At 67.1% G+C, this 20,736-nt stretch carries 15 protein-coding genes; 12 read left to right on the forward strand and 3 right to left on the reverse strand.

Annotated elements, in window-relative coordinates; translation table 11 throughout:
* Positions 1 to 3 precede the first annotated feature (3 nt).
* The gene (locus tag ACSQ4M_RS19680) at positions 4 to 435 is read right to left on the reverse strand and encodes an NfeD family protein (protein ID WP_436191111.1); all 432 of its coding nucleotides are present in this window, start codon (positions 433 to 435) and stop codon (positions 4 to 6) included.
* Positions 436 to 554: 119 nt separating this feature from the next.
* Here ACSQ4M_RS19680 and ACSQ4M_RS19685 point away from each other — a divergent pair, with 119 nt between their 5' ends.
* Positions 555 to 2,903, forward strand: coding sequence for an Orn/Lys/Arg decarboxylase N-terminal domain-containing protein (locus tag ACSQ4M_RS19685; protein ID WP_436191112.1), 2,349 nt, complete (start codon positions 555 to 557; stop codon positions 2,901 to 2,903).
* Between the two features lie 3 nt (positions 2,904 to 2,906).
* Here ACSQ4M_RS19685 and ACSQ4M_RS19690 read toward each other — a convergent pair whose 3' ends face one another.
* Complete coding sequence (locus ACSQ4M_RS19690; protein WP_436191113.1) at positions 2,907 to 3,785, reverse strand: DNA ligase; 879 nt, start codon at positions 3,783 to 3,785, stop codon at positions 2,907 to 2,909.
* The gene (gene fabI, locus ACSQ4M_RS19695; protein ID WP_436191114.1) at positions 3,736 to 4,521 is read right to left on the reverse strand and encodes an enoyl-ACP reductase FabI; all 786 of its coding nucleotides are present in this window, start codon (positions 4,519 to 4,521) and stop codon (positions 3,736 to 3,738) included. Before fabI ends, ACSQ4M_RS19690 begins: the two co-directional genes overlap by 50 nt.
* A gap of 92 nt (positions 4,522 to 4,613) precedes the next feature.
* On the opposite strand from fabI, the gene ACSQ4M_RS19700 reads away from it, so the two are divergent.
* From ACSQ4M_RS19700 to typA, 11 genes are all read left to right on the forward strand, one after another.
* A complete protein-coding gene (locus tag ACSQ4M_RS19700) occupies positions 4,614 to 6,455 on the forward strand; it encodes an extracellular solute-binding protein (protein WP_436191115.1) in 1,842 nt (613 codons plus the stop codon).
* 73 nt (positions 6,456 to 6,528) lie between these two features.
* On the forward strand, positions 6,529 to 8,355 hold the full coding sequence (locus ACSQ4M_RS19705) for an extracellular solute-binding protein (protein ID WP_436191116.1): 1,827 nt from the start codon (positions 6,529 to 6,531) through the stop codon (positions 8,353 to 8,355).
* A gap of 17 nt (positions 8,356 to 8,372) precedes the next feature.
* Positions 8,373 to 9,404, forward strand: a complete 1,032-nt coding sequence (locus tag ACSQ4M_RS19710) for a microcin C ABC transporter permease YejB (protein WP_436191117.1) — start codon at positions 8,373 to 8,375, stop codon at positions 9,402 to 9,404.
* A 7-nt stretch (positions 9,405 to 9,411) separates the two neighbouring features.
* Positions 9,412 to 10,479, forward strand: coding sequence for an ABC transporter permease (locus tag ACSQ4M_RS19715; protein WP_436191118.1), 1,068 nt, complete (start codon positions 9,412 to 9,414; stop codon positions 10,477 to 10,479).
* Positions 10,476 to 12,110, forward strand: a complete 1,635-nt coding sequence (locus ACSQ4M_RS19720; RefSeq protein ID WP_436191119.1) for an ABC transporter ATP-binding protein — start codon at positions 10,476 to 10,478, stop codon at positions 12,108 to 12,110. The genes ACSQ4M_RS19715 and ACSQ4M_RS19720 overlap by 4 nt, the downstream gene beginning before the upstream one ends.
* Before the next feature lie 146 nt (positions 12,111 to 12,256).
* Positions 12,257 to 12,856 (forward strand): ribosome maturation factor RimP, encoded by a 600-nt coding sequence (gene rimP, locus ACSQ4M_RS19725; protein ID WP_436191120.1) that lies wholly within the window; start codon positions 12,257 to 12,259, stop codon positions 12,854 to 12,856.
* A gap of 54 nt (positions 12,857 to 12,910) precedes the next feature.
* On the forward strand, positions 12,911 to 14,407 hold the full coding sequence (gene nusA, locus ACSQ4M_RS19730) for a transcription termination factor NusA (protein WP_436191121.1): 1,497 nt from the start codon (positions 12,911 to 12,913) through the stop codon (positions 14,405 to 14,407).
* Between the two features lie 24 nt (positions 14,408 to 14,431).
* A complete protein-coding gene (gene infB, locus ACSQ4M_RS19735) occupies positions 14,432 to 17,383 on the forward strand; it encodes a translation initiation factor IF-2 (protein ID WP_436191122.1) in 2,952 nt (983 codons plus the stop codon).
* A 150-nt stretch (positions 17,384 to 17,533) separates the two neighbouring features.
* A complete protein-coding gene (rbfA, locus tag ACSQ4M_RS19740) occupies positions 17,534 to 17,905 on the forward strand; it encodes a 30S ribosome-binding factor RbfA (RefSeq protein WP_436191123.1) in 372 nt (123 codons plus the stop codon).
* A 3-nt stretch (positions 17,906 to 17,908) separates the two neighbouring features.
* Complete coding sequence (gene truB, locus ACSQ4M_RS19745; protein WP_436191124.1) at positions 17,909 to 18,859, forward strand: tRNA pseudouridine(55) synthase TruB; 951 nt, start codon at positions 17,909 to 17,911, stop codon at positions 18,857 to 18,859.
* Positions 18,856 to 20,682 (forward strand): translational GTPase TypA, encoded by a 1,827-nt coding sequence (gene typA, locus ACSQ4M_RS19750; protein ID WP_436191125.1) that lies wholly within the window; start codon positions 18,856 to 18,858, stop codon positions 20,680 to 20,682. The genes truB and typA overlap by 4 nt, the downstream gene beginning before the upstream one ends.
* The last annotated feature ends 54 nt before the right edge of the window (positions 20,683 to 20,736 follow it).

Raw genomic sequence — 20,736 nt, forward strand, 5'->3', positions numbered from 1 at the left:
CGTTCAGGCCTTGTCGACCATCAGCCGGTTGCCGACCACGCCGACCACGCGGTACAGGCCGGCTTCGGCTGGCTGTGCGGCGCGCTGCACCACGGTCCAGCGCGCGCCGCGGTAGTGTACGGAGGCCGTGCCGTCCGGATTCCAGCTGTCCACCGAGAGCGTCTCGCCGATGTCCAGGTTCATGTCGGGGTTGGTCGTGGCGGCGGCCTGGCGGCCGCGCGCGCTGCGGACGGCGTACCAGATGGCCACCGCGCCACCGCCGGCGATCGCCGCCGTGGCGACCTGGCCGGTCAGCGCCAGGCCCAGGTAGGCGGCCAGCGCCGCGGCCACGAAGCCCAGCGCGAGCATCAACAGATAGAAGGTGCCGGTGACCAGCTCCAGCACGATGCAGGCGCCTACCAGCAGCCACCAGAAGGTCGAATCTGCGATGCCCATGGGTGCTGTCCTCCTGTGAATGCCGCGCATTGTGGGTCAAAAGCCGCTGTGCGCATCGGGGCGTCACGCATTGTCCGTACACTTCGCGCCTTTCCATTTCCGCCTGGCCGGAGCTGCCCATGAAGTTTCGCTTTCCCATCGTCATCATCGACGAGGACTACCGTTCGGAGAACACCTCCGGCCTGGGCATCCGCGCGCTCGCCCAGGCCATCGAAAGCGAGGGCTTCGAGGTGCTGGGCGTCACGAGCTATGGCGACCTGTCGCAGTTCGCCCAGCAGCAAAGCCGCGCCAGCGCCTTCATCCTGTCGATCGACGATGAGGAGTTCAGCGCCGGCCCGGACCTCGACCCGGCGGTGCTGAACCTGCGCAAGTTCATCGAGGAAGTGCGCCGCAAGAACCTGGACGTGCCGATCTACGTGTACGGCGAGACCAAGACCTCGCGGCACATGCCCAACGACATCCTGCGCGAGCTGCACGGCTTCATCCACATGTTCGAGGACACGCCGGAGTTCGTGGCGCGCCACATCATCCGCGAGGCCAAGAGCTACCTGGAAGGCGTGCAGCCGCCGTTCTTCAAGGCGCTGCTGGACTATGCCGAGGATGGCTCGTATTCGTGGCACTGCCCGGGCCACTCGGGCGGCGTGGCGTTCTTGAAGAGCCCGGTGGGCCAGATGTTCCACCAGTTCTTCGGCGAGAACATGCTGCGCGCCGACGTCTGCAACGCGGTGGAGGAACTCGGCCAGCTGCTGGACCACACCGGCCCGGTGGCCGAGAGCGAGCGCAACGCCGCGCGCATCTTCAACGCCGACCACTGCTTCTTCGTGACCAACGGCACCAGCACGTCCAACAAGATGGTGTGGCACCACACGGTGGCGCCGGGCGACGTGGTGGTGGTGGACCGCAACTGCCACAAGTCCATCCTGCACGCGATCATCATGACCGGCTCGATCCCGGTGTTCATGAAGCCCACGCGCAACCACTTCGGCATCATCGGCCCGATCCCGCAGAGCGAGTTCGAGCCCGAGGCGATCAGGGCCAAGATCCGCGCCAACCCGCTGCTGGCCGGCGTGGATGCCGAGACCGTCAAGCCGCGCGTGATGACGGTCACGCAGTCCACCTACGACGGTGTGCTCTACAACACCGAGACCATCAAGCGCAAGCTCGACGGCTACGTGGACACGCTGCACTTCGACGAGGCCTGGCTGCCGCACGCGGCCTTCCACCCGTTCTATGGCTCCTACCACGCCATGGGCAAGCGCCGCGCGCGGCCCAAGGACGCGCTGGTGTTCGCCACGCAATCCACGCACAAGCTCTTGGCCGGCATCAGCCAGGCCAGCCATGTGCTGGTGCAGGATTCGCAGGACCGCAAGCTGGACCGCCACCTGTTCAACGAGGCGTTCCTGATGCACACCTCGACCAGTCCGCAGTACGCCATCATCGCCAGCTGCGACGTGGCGGCCGCGATGATGGAGCCGCCCGGCGGCACCGCGCTGGTGGAAGAGAGCATCCTGGAGGCGCTGGACTTCCGCCGCGCCATGCGCCAAGTCGAACGCGAATTCGGCGTCGACGAGTGGTGGTTCAAGGTCTGGGGACCTGATCAACTGGTCGAAGAGGGCGTGGGCACGGCCGACGACTGGATCATCAAGGACGCGGAGGCCGCCAAATGGCACGGGTTCGGCGACCTGGCCGACGGCTTCAACATGCTGGACCCGATCAAGTCCACCATCGTCACGCCGGGCCTGGACCTGGACGGCAAGTTCGCCGCCGAGGGCATCCCGGCCAGCATCGTCACCAAGTACCTGGCCGAGCACGGCATCATCGTGGAGAAGACGGGGCTGTACAGCTTCTTCATCATGTTCACGATCGGCATCACCAAGGGCCGCTGGAACACCATGCTGGCGGCGCTGCAGCAGTTCAAGGACGACTACGCCAAGAACCAGCCGATGTGGCGCATCCTTCCGGAGTTCTGCCAGCAGCACAAGCGCTACGAGCGCATGGGCCTGCGCGACCTGTGCCAGCACGTGCACCAGCTGTACGCCAAGTACGACATCGCGCGGCTGACGACCGAGATGTACCTGTCGGACCTCACGCCTGCGATGAAGCCCAGCGATGCCTACGCGCACATCGCGCACCGCAAGACCCAGCGCGTGCCGATCGACGAACTCGAAGGCCGCATCACCACCAGCCTGGTCACGCCGTACCCGCCCGGCATTCCGCTGCTGATCCCGGGCGAAGTCTTCAACAAGAAGATCGTCGACTACCTCAAGTTCTCGCGGGAGTTCAACCTGCTGTGCCCGGGCTTCGAGACCGACATCCACGGGCTCGTGGAGGTCGAGGACGACCACGGCAATGTGAGCTACTTCGCCGACTGCGTGGCCGAGGGCAAGCCGATGCCCGAGTCGCAGAAGGTCAGCGGCGACGAGCTGGTGCAGGTGGGCAGCGACGGGCCCTACGGCCGCACGATCTGAGTTTCAGCCGTCTTCGCGCACGCGCAGGAAGCGCGCGTGGCGCGGCAGGCCGCTCGCGTTCAGCCCGTTGTAGCGGTAGGTGACCAGGCTGCCGATGGCGGGCGGGTCGTCGCGTTGCGCGTCGGTGAAGCCGCCACCGAGCCTGAAGCGCCGGCCCTCGCCGGTCTCCACGAGCAGGGCGCCCATGCGGCCGGCGTGTTTGCCCTGGCCGGGCAGGTGCCCGATGACGCGGGCCTCGGCATCGTCGTAGGGTTTGAACTTCAGCAGGTCGTCGCTGCGCTCGCTGCGGTAGGGGGCGCTGCCCAGGTGCAGCATGAGGCCTTCGCCGCCGTCCTTCACGACCCGGTCGAGCAGCGCTTGCAAGGCCGCGTGCGTGGTGGCGCGCTGCTGCGGCACGGCGATGATCCAGGGTGCTGCGGCGATGGGCAGCATCTGCTGCAGCCGCGCGAGCCGGTGGTCGAAGTCGCCGGGCTCGGCGGGCACATCGAACACCATGAAGCGCATCGCGCGCCAGGCCGCATCCATGCTCTGCTGGCTGCGCACGGTGGACAGCGCGTGTTCGAAGCGGCCCCGGCCAGCCCAGAGTTCGCCGTCCAGCGGCACGGCCGGCAGCGGGGCCGTGAACCACGCGGGCGTATGGACGCGCTCACCGCCGCGGGTCCAGAGTTGCTGGCCATCCCAGTAGCCGCGCAGTCCGTCGTACTTCTCGCTGACCCAGTAGCCGGCCAGCGGCATGCCGCGGCGGTAGACGTTGGCGAGCATGAGCCTGGGCGGTGCGGCCCAGGCGGGCAAGGAAATGCCCAGCGCTGCGATCAGCAGCGCGCGGCGGTGCTTACTCGGCGTCGATGCCGCCGACGACCTGGCTGAAGCCGCCGTCCACATAGGTGATCTCGGCCGTCACGCCGCCGGCCAGGTCCGACAACAGGAAGGCGGCGACGTTGCCCACGTCCTCGATGGTCACGTTGCGGCGGATCGGCGAGACCGCCGCCACGGCCGGCAGCAGCTTGCCGAAGCCCTTGATGCCGCTGGCGGCCAGGGTCTTGATCGGGCCGGCACTCACGCCGTTCACACGGATGCCCTTGGGGCCCAGCGAGCCGGCCAGGTAGCGCACCGAGGCTTCCAGCGAGGCCTTGGCCAGGCCCATGGTGTTGTAGTTGGGCACGGTGCGCACGGCGCCCAGGTAGGTCAGCGTGAGCAGCGCCGACTTGTCGTTCAGGTAGGGCAGAGCAGCCTTCGCCATGGCCGGGAAGCTGTAGGCGCTGATGTCGTGGGCGATCTTGAAGGCTTCGCGCGACAGGCCTTCGAGGAAGTCGCCCGCGATCGCTTCGCGCGGCGCAAAGCCGATGCTGTGCACGAAGCCGTCGAACTTGGGCCAGACCGCGCCAAGGTCCTCGAACAGCTTGGCGATCTGCGCGTCGTCGCCCACGTCGCAATCGAAGATCAGCTTGGAACCGAAGTCGGCCGCGAACTCGGTGATGCGGTCCTTGAAGCGCTCACCGACGTAGCTGAACGCCAGTTCGGCGCCCTGTTCGTGGCAGGCCTTGGCGATGCCGTAGGCGATGGAGCGGTTGGACAGCACGCCGGTGATCAGCAGCTTCTTGCCAGTCAGGAATCCCATGTGGTTCTTCTCGTTCGTTGCGATGAAGCCTGCCGGCGGCACCTGTTCAGGGTTTATCCGAGGCGGCAGGGCGATTGGTGCAGAATTGTCGCATGCGATACCGCGTGCTTCCGATGCTGGCCGTGCTGTCCACGGCAGCGTTGCTGGCGCTTCCGGTGGGTGCGGCATCGGCGTTGGGCATGGGCTACACGCCCAAGTACCCAGCCACGTTTTCGCATTTCGACTATGTGAACCCGAACGCCCCCAAGGGCGGCGAGTTGGTCCTGTCGGCTGCCGGTGGTTTCGACAAGCTCAATCCGTTCACGTTGCGCGGCACGCCGCCGGCCGGCATGGGTTTTTCCAACGGCTTCGTGTTTGCCGAGTACGGCCTGCTGTTCGACTCGCTGACGACACCGAGCGAGGACGAACCGTTCTCCACCTATGGCCTGCTGGCCCAGGATGTGGCGCTGGCGCCGGACGGCCTGAGCGTCGTGTTCCGCCTGCATCCCAAGGCCAGGTTCTCCGATGGCACGCCGGTGCTGGCGGCAGACGTCAAGTACTCCTTCGACACATTGACGGGCCCGCAGGCCAGCCCCACCTTCCGCGCCTACTGGTCGGGCGTGAAGCAGGCCGTGGTCACCGGCGAGCGCAGCATCCGTTTCGACTTCAAGCAGCGCAATGCCGAGCTGCACATGATCCTCGGCCAGATGCCGGTGTTCTCGCGGGCCTGGGGCCAGGGCAAGCCGCTGGACCAGATCCTGACCGAGGCGCCGCTGGCCAGCGGCCCCTACGTGGTGGAGCGGGCGGAGTTCGGCCGCAGCATCAGCTACCGCCGCCGGGCCGACTACTGGGCCGCGGAGCTGCCGGTGCGGCGCGGTATGTTCAACTTCGACCGGGTGCGCTACGAGTACTTCAAGGACCGCCTGGGCGAGGAGGAGTCGCTCAAGGTCGGCGCGCTCGACGCCCTGGAAGAGGGGTCGATCAGTGCCTGGCTGCGCCGCTACCAGGGCGCCCGCTTCGCCAGCGGTGAACTGGTCAAGGAAGAGATCGCGCACCGGCGCTCCACCGGCATGCAGGCGCTGGTGTTCAACCTGCGCCAGGCGCGCTTTGCCGACCTGCGCGTGCGCCAGGCGTTCGCGCTGGCCTTCGATTTCGACTGGATGAACCAGCGCCTGTTCTACGGGCGCCGGGTGCGCACGCAGAGCTACTTCCAGAACAGCGACGACCTGATGGCCGGGCCGGCCATGACCGCGCAGGAGGAGGCCTTGCTGCAGCAGCTGCGCCTGCGCACGCGCTACACCGACATGACGCGTGGCGAGCTGCCCCGGCCCGCCGCCACCGGCAGCAAGGCCGATGCCCTGCGCCGCCAGTTGCTGCAGGCCAGGGACTTGCTGAACGAAGCCGGCTGGCACTACCGCGACGGAGCGCTGCGCAACGCGGCGTCCGAGCCCTTCGTGGTCGAGCTCGACATCGCCAGCCGCGCTTCGGAGGCGGTGCTGGCAGGCTATGTGCGCAACCTCGCCAAGCTCGGCATCGAGTTGCGCCTGCGACTGCGCGATGCCAGCCTGATCAAGGCACGGCAGGATGCCTTCGAGTTCGACATGGCGGTCGACCTGCTGGCCGGGTCGTCCAGTCCCGGCAACGAACTCCTCGACGACCTGGGGTCGGTGGCGGCTGCGCAGAAGGGCAGCCGCAACCTGGCCGGCATCAGCGATCCCGTGATCGACGAGCTGATCGCGCTGATCGTCGACAGCCACGACCGCACCACGCTGGCCGCGGGTGCGCGCCTGCTTGACCGGTTCCTGCTGCACCAGCACTATGGCGTGCCCATGTACTACGACAGCCGCTACTACGTCGCGCGCAAGGCCTGGCTGCAGCACCCGGATGCGGCCCTGCCGCAGCGCCTGCTGGCGCGCTCCTGGCTGCTGACCATGTGGTGGGCGAAGCAGCCATGAGCCTCACCCGACCACCCGAAGGTGCGCCAGCGCGCCAGGACGTGCACCGCAGCGCATGGCACAGAATCGCCGCATGAAGATTCGGTGTCTGTGCATGGCCTGGCTGGTGGCCTTTCTTGCGTTGCCTGCCTGGGGGGCGCATGCCTATGCCCAGTTCGGCGACATCAAATACGGGCCGGACTTCACCCACTTCTCCTATGTCAACCCGAATGCGCCCAAGGGCGGCGAGATCCGCATGGTCCCGCCGACGCGGCCCACCAATTTCGACAAGTTCAATCCGTTCACGCTGCGCGGGTCGGCGCCCTATGGGCTGTCGCAGGCCGGACTGGGTTACTCCCTGGTGTTCGAGTCGCTGCTGATCGGCAACGACGAGGAGCGCACGACCGCGTACGGGTTGCTGGCCGAGGACGTCGAGGTGGCTGCGGACTTCCTCTCCGCGACCTTCAGGCTGAACCCCAAGGCGCGCTTCAGCAATGGCGAGCCGGTGCTGGCCGCGGACGTGGTGCATTCCTTCGAGGTCTTCACCAGCAAGTACGTCGCGCCCACGTACCCCGCGGTGTATTCGCAGGTGCGCCGCGTGGTTGCCGTGGACCAGCGCACGGTGCGCTTCGAGTTCACCACGCCGGACCGCTCCCTGCCGCTGATCGTGGGCGGCATGCCGGTCTTCAGCCGCGCCTGGGGGCGTGGCAAGCCCTTCGACCAGGTCGTTACGGACGTGCCCATCGGTTCAGGGCCGTACCGCATTCCCAGTGGAGCCCTGGGGCGCGACACCACCTACGTCCGCGATCCGGACTACTGGGGCGCCGAACTGCCCACGCGCAAGGGACAGTTCAATTTCGACCGGGTGACGTTCAAGATCTACCTGGACCAGACCGCCCAGTTCGAGGGCTTGAAGGCGGGCGAGGTGGACTTCATGCGCGAGTTCACCTCGCGCAACTGGGCACGCCAGTACTACGGACGGCCGTTCGACCGGGGCGACGTAGTGAAGCGCGCGTTCGAGAACCAGAACCCCGCGATGTTCCAGGCGACGCTGCTCAACCTGCGCCGCCCCAAGTTCCAGGACATCCGGGTGCGGCAGGCGCTGGGCCTGGCGCTGGACTTCCAGTGGCTGAACCGCCAACTGTTCTACGGCATCTACACGCGCACCGAGGACTACTTCCCGAACAGCGAGTTCCGCGCGCGCGGACTGCCGGATGCGGCGGAGCTGGCCTTGCTCGATCCATTGCGCGCCCGCCTGCGGCCCGAGGTGTTCGGTCCGGCCGTGACGATGCCGACGACGGAGCCCCCCGGCAGCCTGCGCGACAACCTGCGCCAGGCGCGGGAACTGCTGCAGCAAGCCGGCTGGACCTACCGCGACGGGGCCTTGCGCAACGCGCGAGGGGAGCCGTTCACGATCGAGTACCTCAGCGACCAGCCCTCCTTGACGCGGGTGATCGCCCCCTACCAGGCGGCGCTGCGCAAGCTCGGCATCGCGCTGACGATCCGCAACGTGGACTACGCGCTGTCGCAGCAGCGCATGGACACCTTCGACTACGAGATGACCAGCATCAACATGATGCCTCTCGGCGATCTGGCACCCAGTGGTCTGCGCGAACTCTTCGGCTCCAAGGCAGCCGCGACGCCCGGCTCATCCAACTATGCGGGCATCGCCGACCCGGCGGTGGATGCCTTGATCGACAAGGTGGGTGCCGCGACGACCGACAAGGAGCAGGTGGCCTCCAAGCGCGCGCTGGACCGGGTGCTGACCCACGGCCACTACGTGATTCCGCAGTACCACGGCAAGGCCTTCCTGATCGGCTACAGGCCGCGGCCCTTCGTGCTGCCCGACAGCATTCCGCCCTACTACGAGGCCGACGGCTGGGCCGTCTCGACCTGGTGGGCCTCACCGGACAACCGCTGAATGCACCGACATCGACCATGCTGAACTACATCCTCAAGCGCCTGCTGCTGGTGGTTCCGACGCTGATCGGCGTGCTGACCCTCACCTTCGTGGTCATCCAGTTCGTGCCCGGCGGACCGGTGGAGCAGATGCTGTCGGAGTTGCGCGGGCGCGGCGCGGGCGGGGAGGCCGGCGTGGTGGTGTCCGACACGCGCGGCATGCGCGATCTCGGCCCCGAGCGCATCGCCGAGATCCGGGCGCTCTACGGCTTCGACAAGCCGGCCACGGAGCGCTTCTGGCAGATGCTCAAGTCCTTTGCGCAGTTCGACCTGGGCCAGAGCTTCTACCAGCGCAAGGGCGTCTGGGACCTCATCAAGGAGAAGATGCCGGTGTCCATCAGCCTCGGGCTGTGGACCTTCTTCATCAGCTACCTGATCGCCGTGCCGCTGGGCGTGGCCAAGGCGGTGCGTGCGGGTTCGCGCTTTGACTTCGTCACCACGCTGATCGTGCTGGTCGGCTATGCGATCCCGGGCTTCGTGCTGGGCGTTGCGCTGCTCGTGGTGTTCGGCGGGCAGTTGCAGTGGTTTCCGTTGCGCGGGCTGGTCTCGCCGAACTGGGAGCAGCTGTCCTGGGGTGCGCGCATCGTCGACTACCTCTGGCACATCACGCTGCCGGTGACGGCCATGGTGATGGGCAGCTTCGCGGTGACGGCCATGCTGACCAAGAACGCCTTCCTCGAGGAGATCCGCAAGCAGTACGTGCTGACGGCGCGCGCCAAGGGCCTGGACGAGCGCCGCGTGCTCTGGAAGCACGTGTTCCGCAATGCGCTGATTCCCATCATCACGGGCTTTCCGGCGGCCTTCATCGGTGCCTTCTTCACGGGATCGCTGCTGATCGAAACGCTGTTCTCGCTCGACGGCCTGGGCCTGCTCAGCTACGAAAGCGTGATCCGGCGCGACTATCCGGTGGTGATGGGCACGCTGTTCCTGTTCACGCTGATCGGCCTCGTGACCAAGCTGATCAGCGACCTGTCCTATGTGCTGGTCGATCCACGGGTGAAATTTGACTAGCAACACCATGCCACCCACGACCGCGGCGCCAGCGCCGGCGCCCGAGCCGCGCCACCTCTCGCCCGGCCGCCGCGCCTGGCAGCGTTTTCGCCGCAACAAGCTGGGCTTCTGGAGCCTGGTCGTCTTCACCACGCTGGTGGTGCTGAGCCTGTTCGCCGAGGTGCTGTCCACCGACAAGCCGCTGGTCGTGCGCTACGAAGGGCAGACCTACTACCCGGTGCTGCGCGACTACTCCGAGAAGGTCTTCGGCGGCGACTTCGAGACGCCGGCCGATTACCTCGACCCCTTCATCCGCCAGCGCATCACGGCCGGCGACAACTGGGCTGTCTACGCGCCCAATCCCTACGGTCCGCGCACGCTGAACTACTTCGCGGGCAAGCCGAATCCGGCCGCGCCCTCGGGCGAGAATTTCTTCGGCACCGACGACCGCGGGCGCGACCTGCTGGCCCAGCTCATCTACGGCTTTCGCGTGAGCGTGCTGTTCGCGCTCGCGCTGACCGTGATCGGCGTGGTGCTGGGCGTGGTGACGGGCGCCATCCAGGGTTACTTCGGCGGCAAGACCGACCTGGCGTTCCAGCGCTTCATCGAGATCTGGGGCTCCATGCCCGAGCTGTACCTGCTCATCATCTTCAGCGCCATCTTCGCGCCCAGCGTGGCGCTGCTGCTGTTGCTGCTGTCGCTGTTCGGCTGGATGGGGCTGTCGGACTACGTGCGGGCCGAGTTCCTGCGCAACCGGCAGATGGACTACGTGCGCTCCGCGCGCGCGCTGGGCGTGTCCAGCGTGCAGATCATGTGGCGCCACATCCTGCCCAACTCCATGGTGCCGGTCGTGACCTTTCTGCCGTTCCGCATGAGCGCGGCCATCCTGGCGCTGACCTCGCTCGACTTCCTGGGCCTGGGCGTGCCGCCCGGCACGCCCTCGCTGGGCGAACTGCTGAGCCAGGGCAAGGCCAACATCGACGCCTGGTGGATCTCCATGTCCACCTTCGCCGTGCTGGTGCTGACCTTGCTGCTGCTGACCTTCATGGGCGACGCGCTGCGCGATGCGCTCGATCCGCGAAAGGCCGAGAAATGACCCTGCCTTTGTTGCTGAACGCCAAACAGCTGCAGGTCTCCTTCGGCGGCCACACCGTGGTGCATGGCGTGGACTTCGCGCTGGCCCCCGGCGAGAAGCTCGCGCTGGTGGGCGAGTCCGGTTCCGGCAAGACCGTCACGGCGCTGAGCCTGCTGCGCCTGGTGCCGGACGCGCAGGTGGCGGGCCAGGCGCTGTTCCAGAGCCGCGCGGGCTGGACCGACCTCGTGAGCCTGCCCGAACGCGACCTGCGCGCGATCCGCGGGCAGGAGATCGCGATGATCTTCCAGGAGCCGATGACGGCGCTGAACCCGCTCTACACCGTGGGCGAGCAGATCGCCGAGGTGCTGCAGCTCAAGCAGGCGCTGCTGCGCGGCGAGGCCTGGCGTGAGGCCGTGCGCCTGCTCGGCGACACCGGCATCCCCGAGCCCGAACGCCGCGCCGGCGCCTTCCCGCACCAGCTGTCGGGTGGGCAGCGCCAGCGCGCCATGATCGCCATGGCGCTGGCCTGCAAGCCCGCGCTGCTGCTGGCCGACGAACCCACCACCGCGCTGGACGTGACGCTGCGCGGCCAGATCCTGGACCTGCTCTCCGACCTGCAGCGCAGGAACGGCATGGCCGTGCTGCTGATCACGCACGACCTGAACCTGGTGCGCCGCTTCGCCGACCGCGTGGCCGTCATGGAGGCCGGCCACATCGTGGAACAGGGCGCCGTCGAGGAAGTCTTCGCCCAGCCCAGGCACCCCTACACGCGCCGGCTCATCGACAGCCGGCCGCAGCGCGACGTGCAGGAAGCGCCGGCCGAGGGCCCACCCGTGCTGCGCGCCGAGGCCATGCGCGTGAGCTACCCGGTCACGCTGCCCGGCATCGCGGGCTGGTTCCGCAAGGGCCGCTTCGAGGCCGTCAAGGGCGCGGACTTCGCCGTGCCGCCGGGCCGCACGCTGGGCGTGATCGGCGAATCCGGCTCGGGCAAGTCCACACTGGCGCTCGCGGCGCTGGGTCTGCTGCCGTCGCAAGGCCGGCTCGAGGTGGCCGGCGGCGCCTGGGGCGGTGGGCGACGCGCCGAACTGGCGCTGCGCCGCGCCGTGCAGGTGGTGTTCCAGGACCCGTTCTCCTCGCTGTCGCCGCGCATGACCATCGAGGAGATCGTCGGCGAGGGCCTGCGCGTGCACGCGCCCGAACTCACGCCCGAGCAGCGCCGCCCACGTGTGCAGGCGGCGTTGGCCGACGTGGGCATGACGGGCGAGCGCTTCCCGGCACTGCTGCAGCGCTATCCGCACGAGTTCTCTGGCGGCCAGCGCCAGCGCATCGCGATCGCGCGTGCGCTGATCGTCGAGCCTCAGCTGCTGGTGCTGGACGAGCCCACCAGCGCGCTGGATGTGACGATCCAGAAGCAGGTGCTCGAGCTGCTGCAAAAACTGCAGCGCGCGCGGGGCCTGGCCTACCTGCTCATCACGCACGATGTGGACGTGGTGCGGGCCATGGCGCACGAGGTCATCGTCATGAAGGACGGCGCCATCGTCGAATCCGGGCCGGCCGACAGGCTTCTGGACCGCCCGGAACACCCCTATACGCGCAGCCTGGTGGCAGCCGCCGCACCTGTGGGTGTACACAGCGTGACAAATTTGGGCTAGAATGCGCGCTTCACGACCAAATGGGCGGGTAGCTACCGGCCCATTTTTTTTGGTCGCTTGATTTTGAGACTTGCGCCATGCAAATGCGTGAGTCGTGTTTGGCGTCAGTCGTGTTTGGCGCTAGTCGTTTGGGTTGAAGGAGAGCCGTGGCATTGCAGGAGCTGGTGACCAAGACTGTCGAAGGTCTGGGATACGACTTGGTGGAGATCGAGCGCTCTGCCGGGGGCTTGCTGCGCATCACGATCGACCATCCCTGGGCGCCGGGCACCGACAAGGGTGCCGAGCAGTTCGTCACGGTGGAAGACTGCGAGAAGGTCACGCGCCAGCTGCAATTCGGCCTGGAGGTCGAGGGCGTGGAGTATCGCCGGCTCGAAGTGTCCTCGCCCGGCATCGATCGCCCGCTGCGCAACGAAGCCGACTTCGAGCGCTTTGCCGGCGAGCTGGTCGACCTCACGCTCAAGGCGCCGTTGGGCGCCGCGGCCGATGGCCAGGTGTCCGCCAACCGCAAGAAGTTCCGCGGCCGGCTCGAACGTGGGGCGGCTGCCGCCGAGGGCCAGGCAGCGCAATGGCAGCTGCTGTGGAGCGAAGAGCCGCCCGCACCCAAGCCCGGACAGAAGCCATCGCGCAAGAAGGTCGATCTGCCCGTGCACGTGCTGGGCTTCACGCTGGACGAACTGCGCGACGCCCGCCTGGCGCCGGTGGTGAATTTCAAGGGCCGTGGCAACAGTGCGGCCGCCGAAGAATGAAGGGACGCCCCCGGATGTCCCCGCAACGAATGAAGACTGCAGGAGAAGCATGACATGAACCGCGAAATGCTGATGTTGGTCGACGCGATCTCGCGCGAGAAGAACGTGGAGCGCGATGTCGTGTTCGGCGCGGTCGAGGCCGCCCTGGCCCAGGCCACCAAGAAGCTGTACCAGGGCGAAGTGGACATCCGTGTGGCGGTGGACCGCGACAACGGGGTCTACGAGACCTTCCGCCGCTGGCTGGTCGTGCCCGATTCCGCCGGCCTGCAGAACCCTGAGGCCGAGGAGCTGTACTCCGACGTCAAGGAGGACATCGCCGACATCGAAGAGGGCGACTACATCGAGAAGCCGGTGGAGTCCGTGCCGATCGGCCGCATCGGTGCCATGGCCGCCAAGCAGGTGATCCTGCAGAAGATCCGTGACGCCGAGCGCGAGATGCTGCTCAACGACTTCATGAGCCGTGGCGACAAGATCTTCGTCGGCACCGTCAAGCGCATGGACAAGGGCGACATCATCGTGGAGAGCGGCCGCGTCGAAGGCCGGCTGCGCCGCAGCGAGATGATCCCCAAGGAAAACCTGCGCACGGGCGACCGCGTGCGGGCCATGATCATGGAGGTCGACCTCACGCTGCGCGGCGCGCCCATCATCCTGTCGCGCTCCTCGCCCGCCTACATGGTCGAACTGTTCCGCCAGGAAGTGCCCGAGATCGAGCAAGGCCTGCTGGAGATCAAGTCCTGCGCCCGCGATGCCGGCTCGCGGGCCAAGATCGCCGTGGTCTCGCACGACAAGCGCGTCGATCCGATCGGCACCTGCGTCGGCGTGCGCGGCACGCGTGTCAATGCGGTCACCAACGAGCTGGCTGGCGAGCGCGTGGACATCGTGCTGTGGAGCGAAGACCCGGCGCAGTTCGTGATCGGCGCGCTGGCCCCGGCCAACGTGTCCTCCATCGTCGTCGACGAGGAGCGCCATGCCATGGACGTCGTCGTGGATGAGGAGAACCTCGCCATTGCGATTGGCCGTGGCGGCCAGAACGTGCGCCTGGCGGCCGAGTTGACCGGCTGGAAGATCAACATCATGGACGCCGCCGAATCGGCGCAGAAGCAGGCCGAGGAGACCGACTCCAGCCGCAAGCTGTTCATGGAAAAGCTCGATGTGGACGAAGAGATCGCCGACATCCTGATCTCCGAAGGCTTCACCAGCCTGGAGGAAGTGGCCTACGTGCCGCTGCAGGAAATGCTGGAGATCGAAAGCTTCGACGAAGAGACGGTCACCGAGCTGCGCTCGCGCGCCAAGGATGCGCTGCTGACCATGGAAATCGCCAGGGAAGAAGGCGCAGAAGGGGTGTCGCAGAACCTGCGCGACCTCGAAGGCCTGTCGGCCGAGATGATCGACAAGCTCCAAGCGAACGGGGTGAACACCCGCGACGATCTGGCCGATCTGGCCGTCGACGAACTCACAGATATCACAGGCCAGTCCGCGGACGAGGCCACGGCCCTGATCATGAAGGCGCGCGAGCACTGGTTCTCCAGCGACGCCGCTTCGCATGAGTAATGGCTATGAAAGGTTGCGCAGTACATGTCCACCACCACCGTCGCTGAATTCGCCACTGAGCTGAAGAAGCCCGCCGAAACCCTGCTGGAACAGCTCAAGGGTGCCGGTGTCGCCAAGTCCTCATCCGCCGATACGCTGTCCGAGACCGACAAGCAAAAGCTGTTGAGCTACCTGCAGGCCAGCCATGGCACGCAGAGCGCCGACCGCAAGAAGATCACACTGGTCAAGAAGTCGACCACCGAGATCAAGCAGGCCGACGCCTCGGGCCGTGCCCGCACGATCCAGGTCGAGGTGCGCAAGAAGCGCACCTTCATCAAGCGCGACGACGCCGCCGAAGGCGAAGTGCAGACCGAAGGCAACGAGGAAGCCGAACGCGCCGCCGAGCGTGAAGAGGCCGAACTCGCCCGCCGCGAGGAAGAGGCGCGCGAGCATGCCGAAGCCCTGCGCCGCCAGGAAGAAGAACTGGCCGAGCAGCGCCGGGCGCGTGAAGCGCAGGAGCGCCGCGACCGCGAAGCCGCCGAGAAGGCCGAGCGCGAAGCCGCTGCCGCGGCTGCTGCGGCCGAGGCCGCGCGCAAGAGCGCCGAGCAGGCCCAGGCCCAGGCTGACGCTGCCCGTGCGGCCGAGGCCAAGCTGGCTGGCGCGCCGGCTGCAGCCGCTCCTGCTCCTGCAGCCGCTCCGGCGCCTGCAGCAGCCCCCACCGCCGCCGCCACGGCCCAGGCCGACAAGGCCGCCGCCGCGGCTGCCGCGTCCAAGGCCCGTGCCGAGGAAGAAGCTGCGCGTGCCAGCGAACTGGCCGAGCGCCGCCGCAAGGCCGAAGCCGAGGCGGCCGCCATCCGTTCCATGATGGCTGCGCCCAAGAAGGTGCTGATCGCCAAGAAGGAAGAGCCCAAGCCCGTCGCCAAGCCGGTCGAAGCCGCCAAGCCCGGCGTCAAGGGCACGCTGCACAAGCCTGCCACGCCTGGCGGCGTGCGCCCGGCCGTGGGCGCGCGCCCGGGTGCTCCGGCGCCAAGCGGCCCCGGCGGTGCCGGCAAGGAAATCAAGTCGGCCAAGACGTCTTCCGCCTGGGCCGGCGATCCGGCCAAGAAGAAGGCCATTCCCACGCGCGGCGATTCCAGCGGTGGCGTGGGCCGTGGCAACTGGCGCAGCGGCCCGCGTGGCCGCCGTGGCGACAGCCGCGACCAGCGCGACGACCATGGCCAGTCGGCACCGGCCGAGGCGCGCATCATCGAAGTGCACGTGCCCGAGACGATCACGGTGTCCGAGCTCGCGCACAAAATGTCGATCAAGGCGTCCGAGGTCATCAAGCACCTCATGAAGCTGGGCCAGATGGCCACCATGAACCAGCCGCTGGACCAGGACACGGCCATGATCGTGGTCGAGGAAATGGGCCACAAGGCCGTCGTGGCGGCACTGGACGATCCGGAAGCCTTCACCGAAGACGAAGCGCAGGGCCAGCAGGCCGAAGCGCTGCCGCGCGCACCGGTGGTCACCGTCATGGGCCACGTGGACCACGGCAAGACCTCGCTGCTGGACCGCATCCGCACCGCCAAGGTGGCCGCGGGCGAAGCCGGCGGCATCACGCAGCACATCGGCGCCTACCACGTCGACACGCCGCGCGGCATGGTGACCTTCCTGGACACCCCGGGCCACGAGGCCTTCACGGCCATGCGGGCCCGTGGCGCACAGGCCACCGACATCGTGATCCTGGTGGTGGCGGCCGACGACGGCGTCATGCCGCAGACCAAGGAAGCCATCAAGCACGCCAAGGCGGCTGGTGTGCCCATCGTGGTTGCGATCAACAAGATCGACAAGCCCGATGCCAACAGCGAGCGCGTGCGCAGCGAGCTGGTCGGCGAGCAGGTCGTGCCCGAAGAATTCGGCGGCGATTCGCCGTTCGTGGAAGTCTCGGCCAAGACCGGCAAGAACATCGATGCGCTGCTCGAGCAGGTGCTGCTGCAGGCCGAAGTGCTGGAACTGAAGGCACCGGTGGCCGTGGCCGCCAAGGGTCTGGTCATCGAAGCCAAGCTGGACAAGGGCCGCGGCCCAGTCGCCACCGTGCTGGTGCAGTCCGGCACGCTGAAGATCGGCGACGTGGTGCTGGCCGGCTCGACCTCGGGCCGCGTGCGCGCCATGATCGACGAAGACGGCCGCCCCTCCAAGGAAGCCGGCCCGTCGATCCCGGTCGAGATTCAGGGCCTGACGGAAGTGCCGCAGGCCGGCGACGAGTTCATGGTCATGGCCGACGAGCGCCGTGCCCGCGAGATCGCCACCTACCGCGCCGGCAAGTTCCGCAACACCAAGCTGGCCAAGCAACAGGCCGCCAAGCTGGAGAACATGTTCTCCGACCTGTCGGCTGGCGAAGTCAAGGTCCTGCCCATCATCCTCAAGGCCGATGTGCAGGGTTCGCAGGAAGCGCTGGCGCAGTCGCTGCTCAAGCTCTCGACCGACGAGGTCAAGGTGCAGATGGTCTACACCGGCGTGGGCGGCATCAGCGAGTCCGACATCAACCTGGCCATCGCCTCGAAGGCCGTGGTCATCGGCTTCAACGTGCGGGCCGACGTCGGTGCGCGCAAGCTGGCCGAAGGCAACGGTGTCGACCTCAAGTACTACAGCATCATCTACGACGCCGTGGACGAGCTGAAGACCGCGATGTCCGGCATGCTGGCGCCCGAGAAGCGCGAAGAGATCATCGGCCATGCCGAGATCCGCACGGTGTTCGTGGCGACCAAGATCGGCACGATCGCCGGTTCCTACGTGCTCGATGGCGTGGTGCAGCGCAATGCCCACTTCCGCCTGCTGCGCGACAACGTGGTCATCTACACGGGCGAGGTCGAGTCGGTGCGCCGCATGAAGGACGACGTCAAGGAAGTGCGCGAAGGCTTCGAGTGCGGTATCAAGCTGCGCAACTACAACGACATCCGCGAAGGCGACCAGCTCGAGCTGTTCGAAATCAAGGAGATCGCCCGGACACTGTGACCACCCCCAGTCTGCGCGCTGCGCGCTCCGCCAATCCCCTCCAGGGGGCGCCGTCTGCGGCCTGGCAAAGCCAGTTCCGCGACGGCCGTTGGCATCGTGAGCGTCGTACAGTGCAGACCGGGTGCCTCGTAGCGCCGTCGAAGAGTTGACATGCCAGCAAAGAAATCCGCAGCACCCAACCGCAGCCTGAAGGTGGCCGACCAGATCCAGCGCGATCTGACGGAGATCATCGCGCGCGAGTTGAAGGATCCGCGCGTGGGCATGGTCACCGTGCAGGCCGTCGAGGTCACGCCGGACTACGCCCACGCCAAGGTGTTCTTCACCGTGCTGGTGGGTGATCCTGCCGAGAGCGAAGCGGCGCTGAACCAGGCCGCCGGCTTCCTGCGCAACCATTTGTTCAAGCGCCTGCACATCCACACCGTGCCGACGCTGCACTTCCAGTTCGACCGCACCACCGAGCGTGCGGCCGACATGAACGCGCTGATCGCGCGTGCCGTCGCTTCGCGCTCCAAAGACGACTAGCCCATGCAAGCGCCACGCACCAGGGTGCAGCGGCGCCCTGTGCATGGGGTGTTGCTGCTCGACAAGCCGCTGGGGTTCTCCAGCAACGACGCCTTGCAGAAGGCGAAGTGGCTGCTGCGCGCCGAAAAAGCCGGCCACACCGGCACGCTGGACCCGCTGGCCACCGGCGTGCTGCCGCTGTGCTTCGGCGCGGCCACCAAGTTCAGCCAGCTGCACCTGGACGCCGACAAGACCTACGAGACCACCGTGCGCTTAGGGCTCACGACGACCACGGCCGATGCCGAGGGCGAGATCGTCCAGCAGCGCCCCGTGGCCTGCAGCATGGGCCAGGTGGTCGAGGTGCTGGACCGCTTCATGGGCCCCATCGCCCAGCTGCCGCCCATGCACAGCGCGCTCAAGAAGGATGGCAAGGCGCTGTACGAGTACGCGCGCGCCGGCCAGATCGTGGAGCGCCAGCCGCGCAACGTGGTGATCCATGAACTGGAGCTGCTCGAGATGCAGCTCGAGGGCGATGCGCCCTTCCTGCGCCTGAAGGTGGAGTGCTCCAAGGGCACCTACATCCGCACGCTGGGCGAAGACATCGGCGAAGCCCTGGGCTGTGGCGGCCACCTGGTGGCGCTGCGCCGCGTGGCGACCGGCCCGTTCGAGGCCGCGCAATGCATCACGCTCGCGGCACTCGAAGCGCTGAGCGAAGAAGAGCGCCTGGCACGCCTGCTGCTTTGCGAAGCCCTGCTGCCACAACACACGCGCGTCACCTTGTCCGAGCAGGATGCGGGGCGCTTTTTGTCGGGCATGCGCAGGCGCGGTGCCTGGCCCGACGCCGATGCCGCCGCGGTCTTCGGCGACCAACCGCATGCCCTTCTGGGCACCGCCCATGTCAAGGCCGGGGAGCTGATCCCCTCCCGGCTGCTGAGCCCGACCGAAATCCAACAGATCCTGGAAACCCAACCATGAGCAAACAGATCCGCAACATCGCCATCATCGCCCACGTCGACCATGGCAAGACCACCATGGTCGACCAGCTGCTGCGCCAGAGCGGCACCTTCGCCGAGCACGAGAAGGTCGTCGACACCGTGATGGACAACAACGCCATCGAGAAGGAACGCGGCATCACCATCCTGGCGAAGAACTGTGCCGTGACCTGGAAGGGCACGCACATCAACATCGTCGACACCCCGGGCCACGCGGACTTCGGCGGCGAGGTGGAACGCGCGCTGTCCATGGTGGACAGCGTGGTGCTGCTAATCGACGCGCAGGAAGGCCCGATGCCGCAGACGCGCTTCGTGACCAAGAAGGCGCTGGCGCTGGGCTTGAAGCCCATCCTCGTCGTGAACAAGGTCGACAAGCCGGGCGCGCGCCCGCAGCACGTGGTCAACGCCGCGTTCGACCTGTTCGACAAGCTCGGCGCGACCGACGAACAACTCGACTTCCCCGTGGTCTACGCCTCCGGCATCAACGGCTGGTCCTCGCTCGAAGAAGGCGCACCGGGCGAGCAGTGGGGCTCGGACATGTCGGCCCTGTTCGACACCATCCTGGACCACGTTCCCGCGAACTCGGGCGATGCGTCCGCGCCGCTGCAGCTGCAGATCTCCGCACTGGACTTCTCCACCTTCGTCGGCCGCATCGGCGTGGGCCGCATCAGCCAGGGCACGATCAAGCCCATGATGGACGTGGTCGTCATGGAAGGCCCGGACGGCAAGTCCTACAAGGGCCGTGTCAACCAGGTGCTGACCTTCCAGGGCCTGGACCGCGTGCAGGCCACCGAAGCCGGCCCCGGCGAGATCGTGCTGATCAACGGCCTGGGCGACATCGGCATCGGCGTGACCATCACCGACCCCACCAGCCCGGCACCGCTGCCCATGCTCAAGGTCGACGAGCCCACGCTGACCATGAACTTCTGCGTGAACACCAGCCCGCTGGCCGGCCGCGAAGGCAAGTTCGTGACCAGCCGCCAGATCTGGGACCGCCTGCAGAAGGAACTGCAGCACAACGTGGCGCTGCGCGTGAACGAGACCGACGAAGAAGGCATCTTCGAGGTCATGGGCCGCGGTGAACTGCACCTGACCATCCTGCTCGAAAACATGCGCCGCGAAGGCTACGAGATGGCCGTCTCCAAGCCGCGCGTGGTGTTCCGCACCGTCAACGGCGAGAAGCACGAGCCGATCGAACTGGTCACGGCCGACATCGAAGACCAGCACCAGGGCGGCGTGATGCAGGCCCTGGGCGAGCGCAAGGGCGAGCTCGTGAACATGGAACCGGACGGCCGTGGCCGCGTGCGCCTGGAGTACCGCATTCCAGCGCGTGGCCTGATCGGCTTCACCAACGAGTTCCTGAACCTGACGCGCGGCTCCGGCCTCATCAGCAACATCTTCGACAGCTACGAGCCGCACAAGGGCGACATCGGCGGCCGCAAGAACGGCGTGCTGATCTCCATGGACGACGGCGAGATCTTCACCTACGCCCTCGGAAAGCTGGACGACCGCGGCCGCATGTTCGTGCGCGCCAACGACCCGGTGTACGAAGGCATGATCGTCGGCATCCACAGCCGCGACAACGACCTCGTGGTCAACGCCACGCGCACCAAGCAGCTGACCAACTTCCGCGTGTCCGGCAAGGAAGACGCGATCAAGATCACGCCGCCGATCGACCTTACGCTGGAATACGGCGTCGAGTTCATCGAGGACGACGAACTGGTCGAGATCACGCCCAAGAGCGTGCGCCTGCGCAAGCGCCACCTGAAGGAACACGAGCGCAAGCGCGCCAGCCGCGAAAGCTGATTCGGGTTCTACTTACAGGGTTAACCCTTGAGACGGCCTCTGGATCTCCAGAGG

The sequence above is a fragment of the Pseudorhodoferax sp. LjRoot39 genome (assembly GCF_964253035.1).
Classification (GTDB): domain Bacteria; phylum Pseudomonadota; class Gammaproteobacteria; order Burkholderiales; family Burkholderiaceae_C; genus Pseudorhodoferax.

Coding starts and splice junctions, on each gene's coding strand:
- fabI (WP_436191114.1), bottom strand. CDS start 4,521: ATGGGATTCCTGACTGGCAAGAAGCTGCTGATCACCGGCGTGCTGTCC.
- ACSQ4M_RS19690 (WP_436191113.1), bottom strand. CDS start 3,785: ATGTGGACGGCGGCTTCAGCCAGGTCGTCGGCGGCATCGACGCCGAGT.
- ACSQ4M_RS19715 (WP_436191118.1), top strand. CDS start 9,412: ATGCCACCCACGACCGCGGCGCCAGCGCCGGCGCCCGAGCCGCGCCAC.
- truB (WP_436191124.1), top strand. CDS start 17,909: ATGCAAGCGCCACGCACCAGGGTGCAGCGGCGCCCTGTGCATGGGGTG.
- ACSQ4M_RS19720 (WP_436191119.1), top strand. CDS start 10,476: ATGACCCTGCCTTTGTTGCTGAACGCCAAACAGCTGCAGGTCTCCTTC.
- ACSQ4M_RS19705 (WP_436191116.1), top strand. CDS start 6,529: ATGAAGATTCGGTGTCTGTGCATGGCCTGGCTGGTGGCCTTTCTTGCG.
- ACSQ4M_RS19685 (WP_436191112.1), top strand. CDS start 555: ATGAAGTTTCGCTTTCCCATCGTCATCATCGACGAGGACTACCGTTCG.
- ACSQ4M_RS19680 (WP_436191111.1), bottom strand. CDS start 435: ATGGGCATCGCAGATTCGACCTTCTGGTGGCTGCTGGTAGGCGCCTGC.
- nusA (WP_436191121.1), top strand. CDS start 12,911: ATGAACCGCGAAATGCTGATGTTGGTCGACGCGATCTCGCGCGAGAAG.
- ACSQ4M_RS19710 (WP_436191117.1), top strand. CDS start 8,373: ATGCTGAACTACATCCTCAAGCGCCTGCTGCTGGTGGTTCCGACGCTG.
- rbfA (WP_436191123.1), top strand. CDS start 17,534: ATGCCAGCAAAGAAATCCGCAGCACCCAACCGCAGCCTGAAGGTGGCC.
- ACSQ4M_RS19700 (WP_436191115.1), top strand. CDS start 4,614: ATGCGATACCGCGTGCTTCCGATGCTGGCCGTGCTGTCCACGGCAGCG.
- infB (WP_436191122.1), top strand. CDS start 14,432: ATGTCCACCACCACCGTCGCTGAATTCGCCACTGAGCTGAAGAAGCCC.
- typA (WP_436191125.1), top strand. CDS start 18,856: ATGAGCAAACAGATCCGCAACATCGCCATCATCGCCCACGTCGACCAT.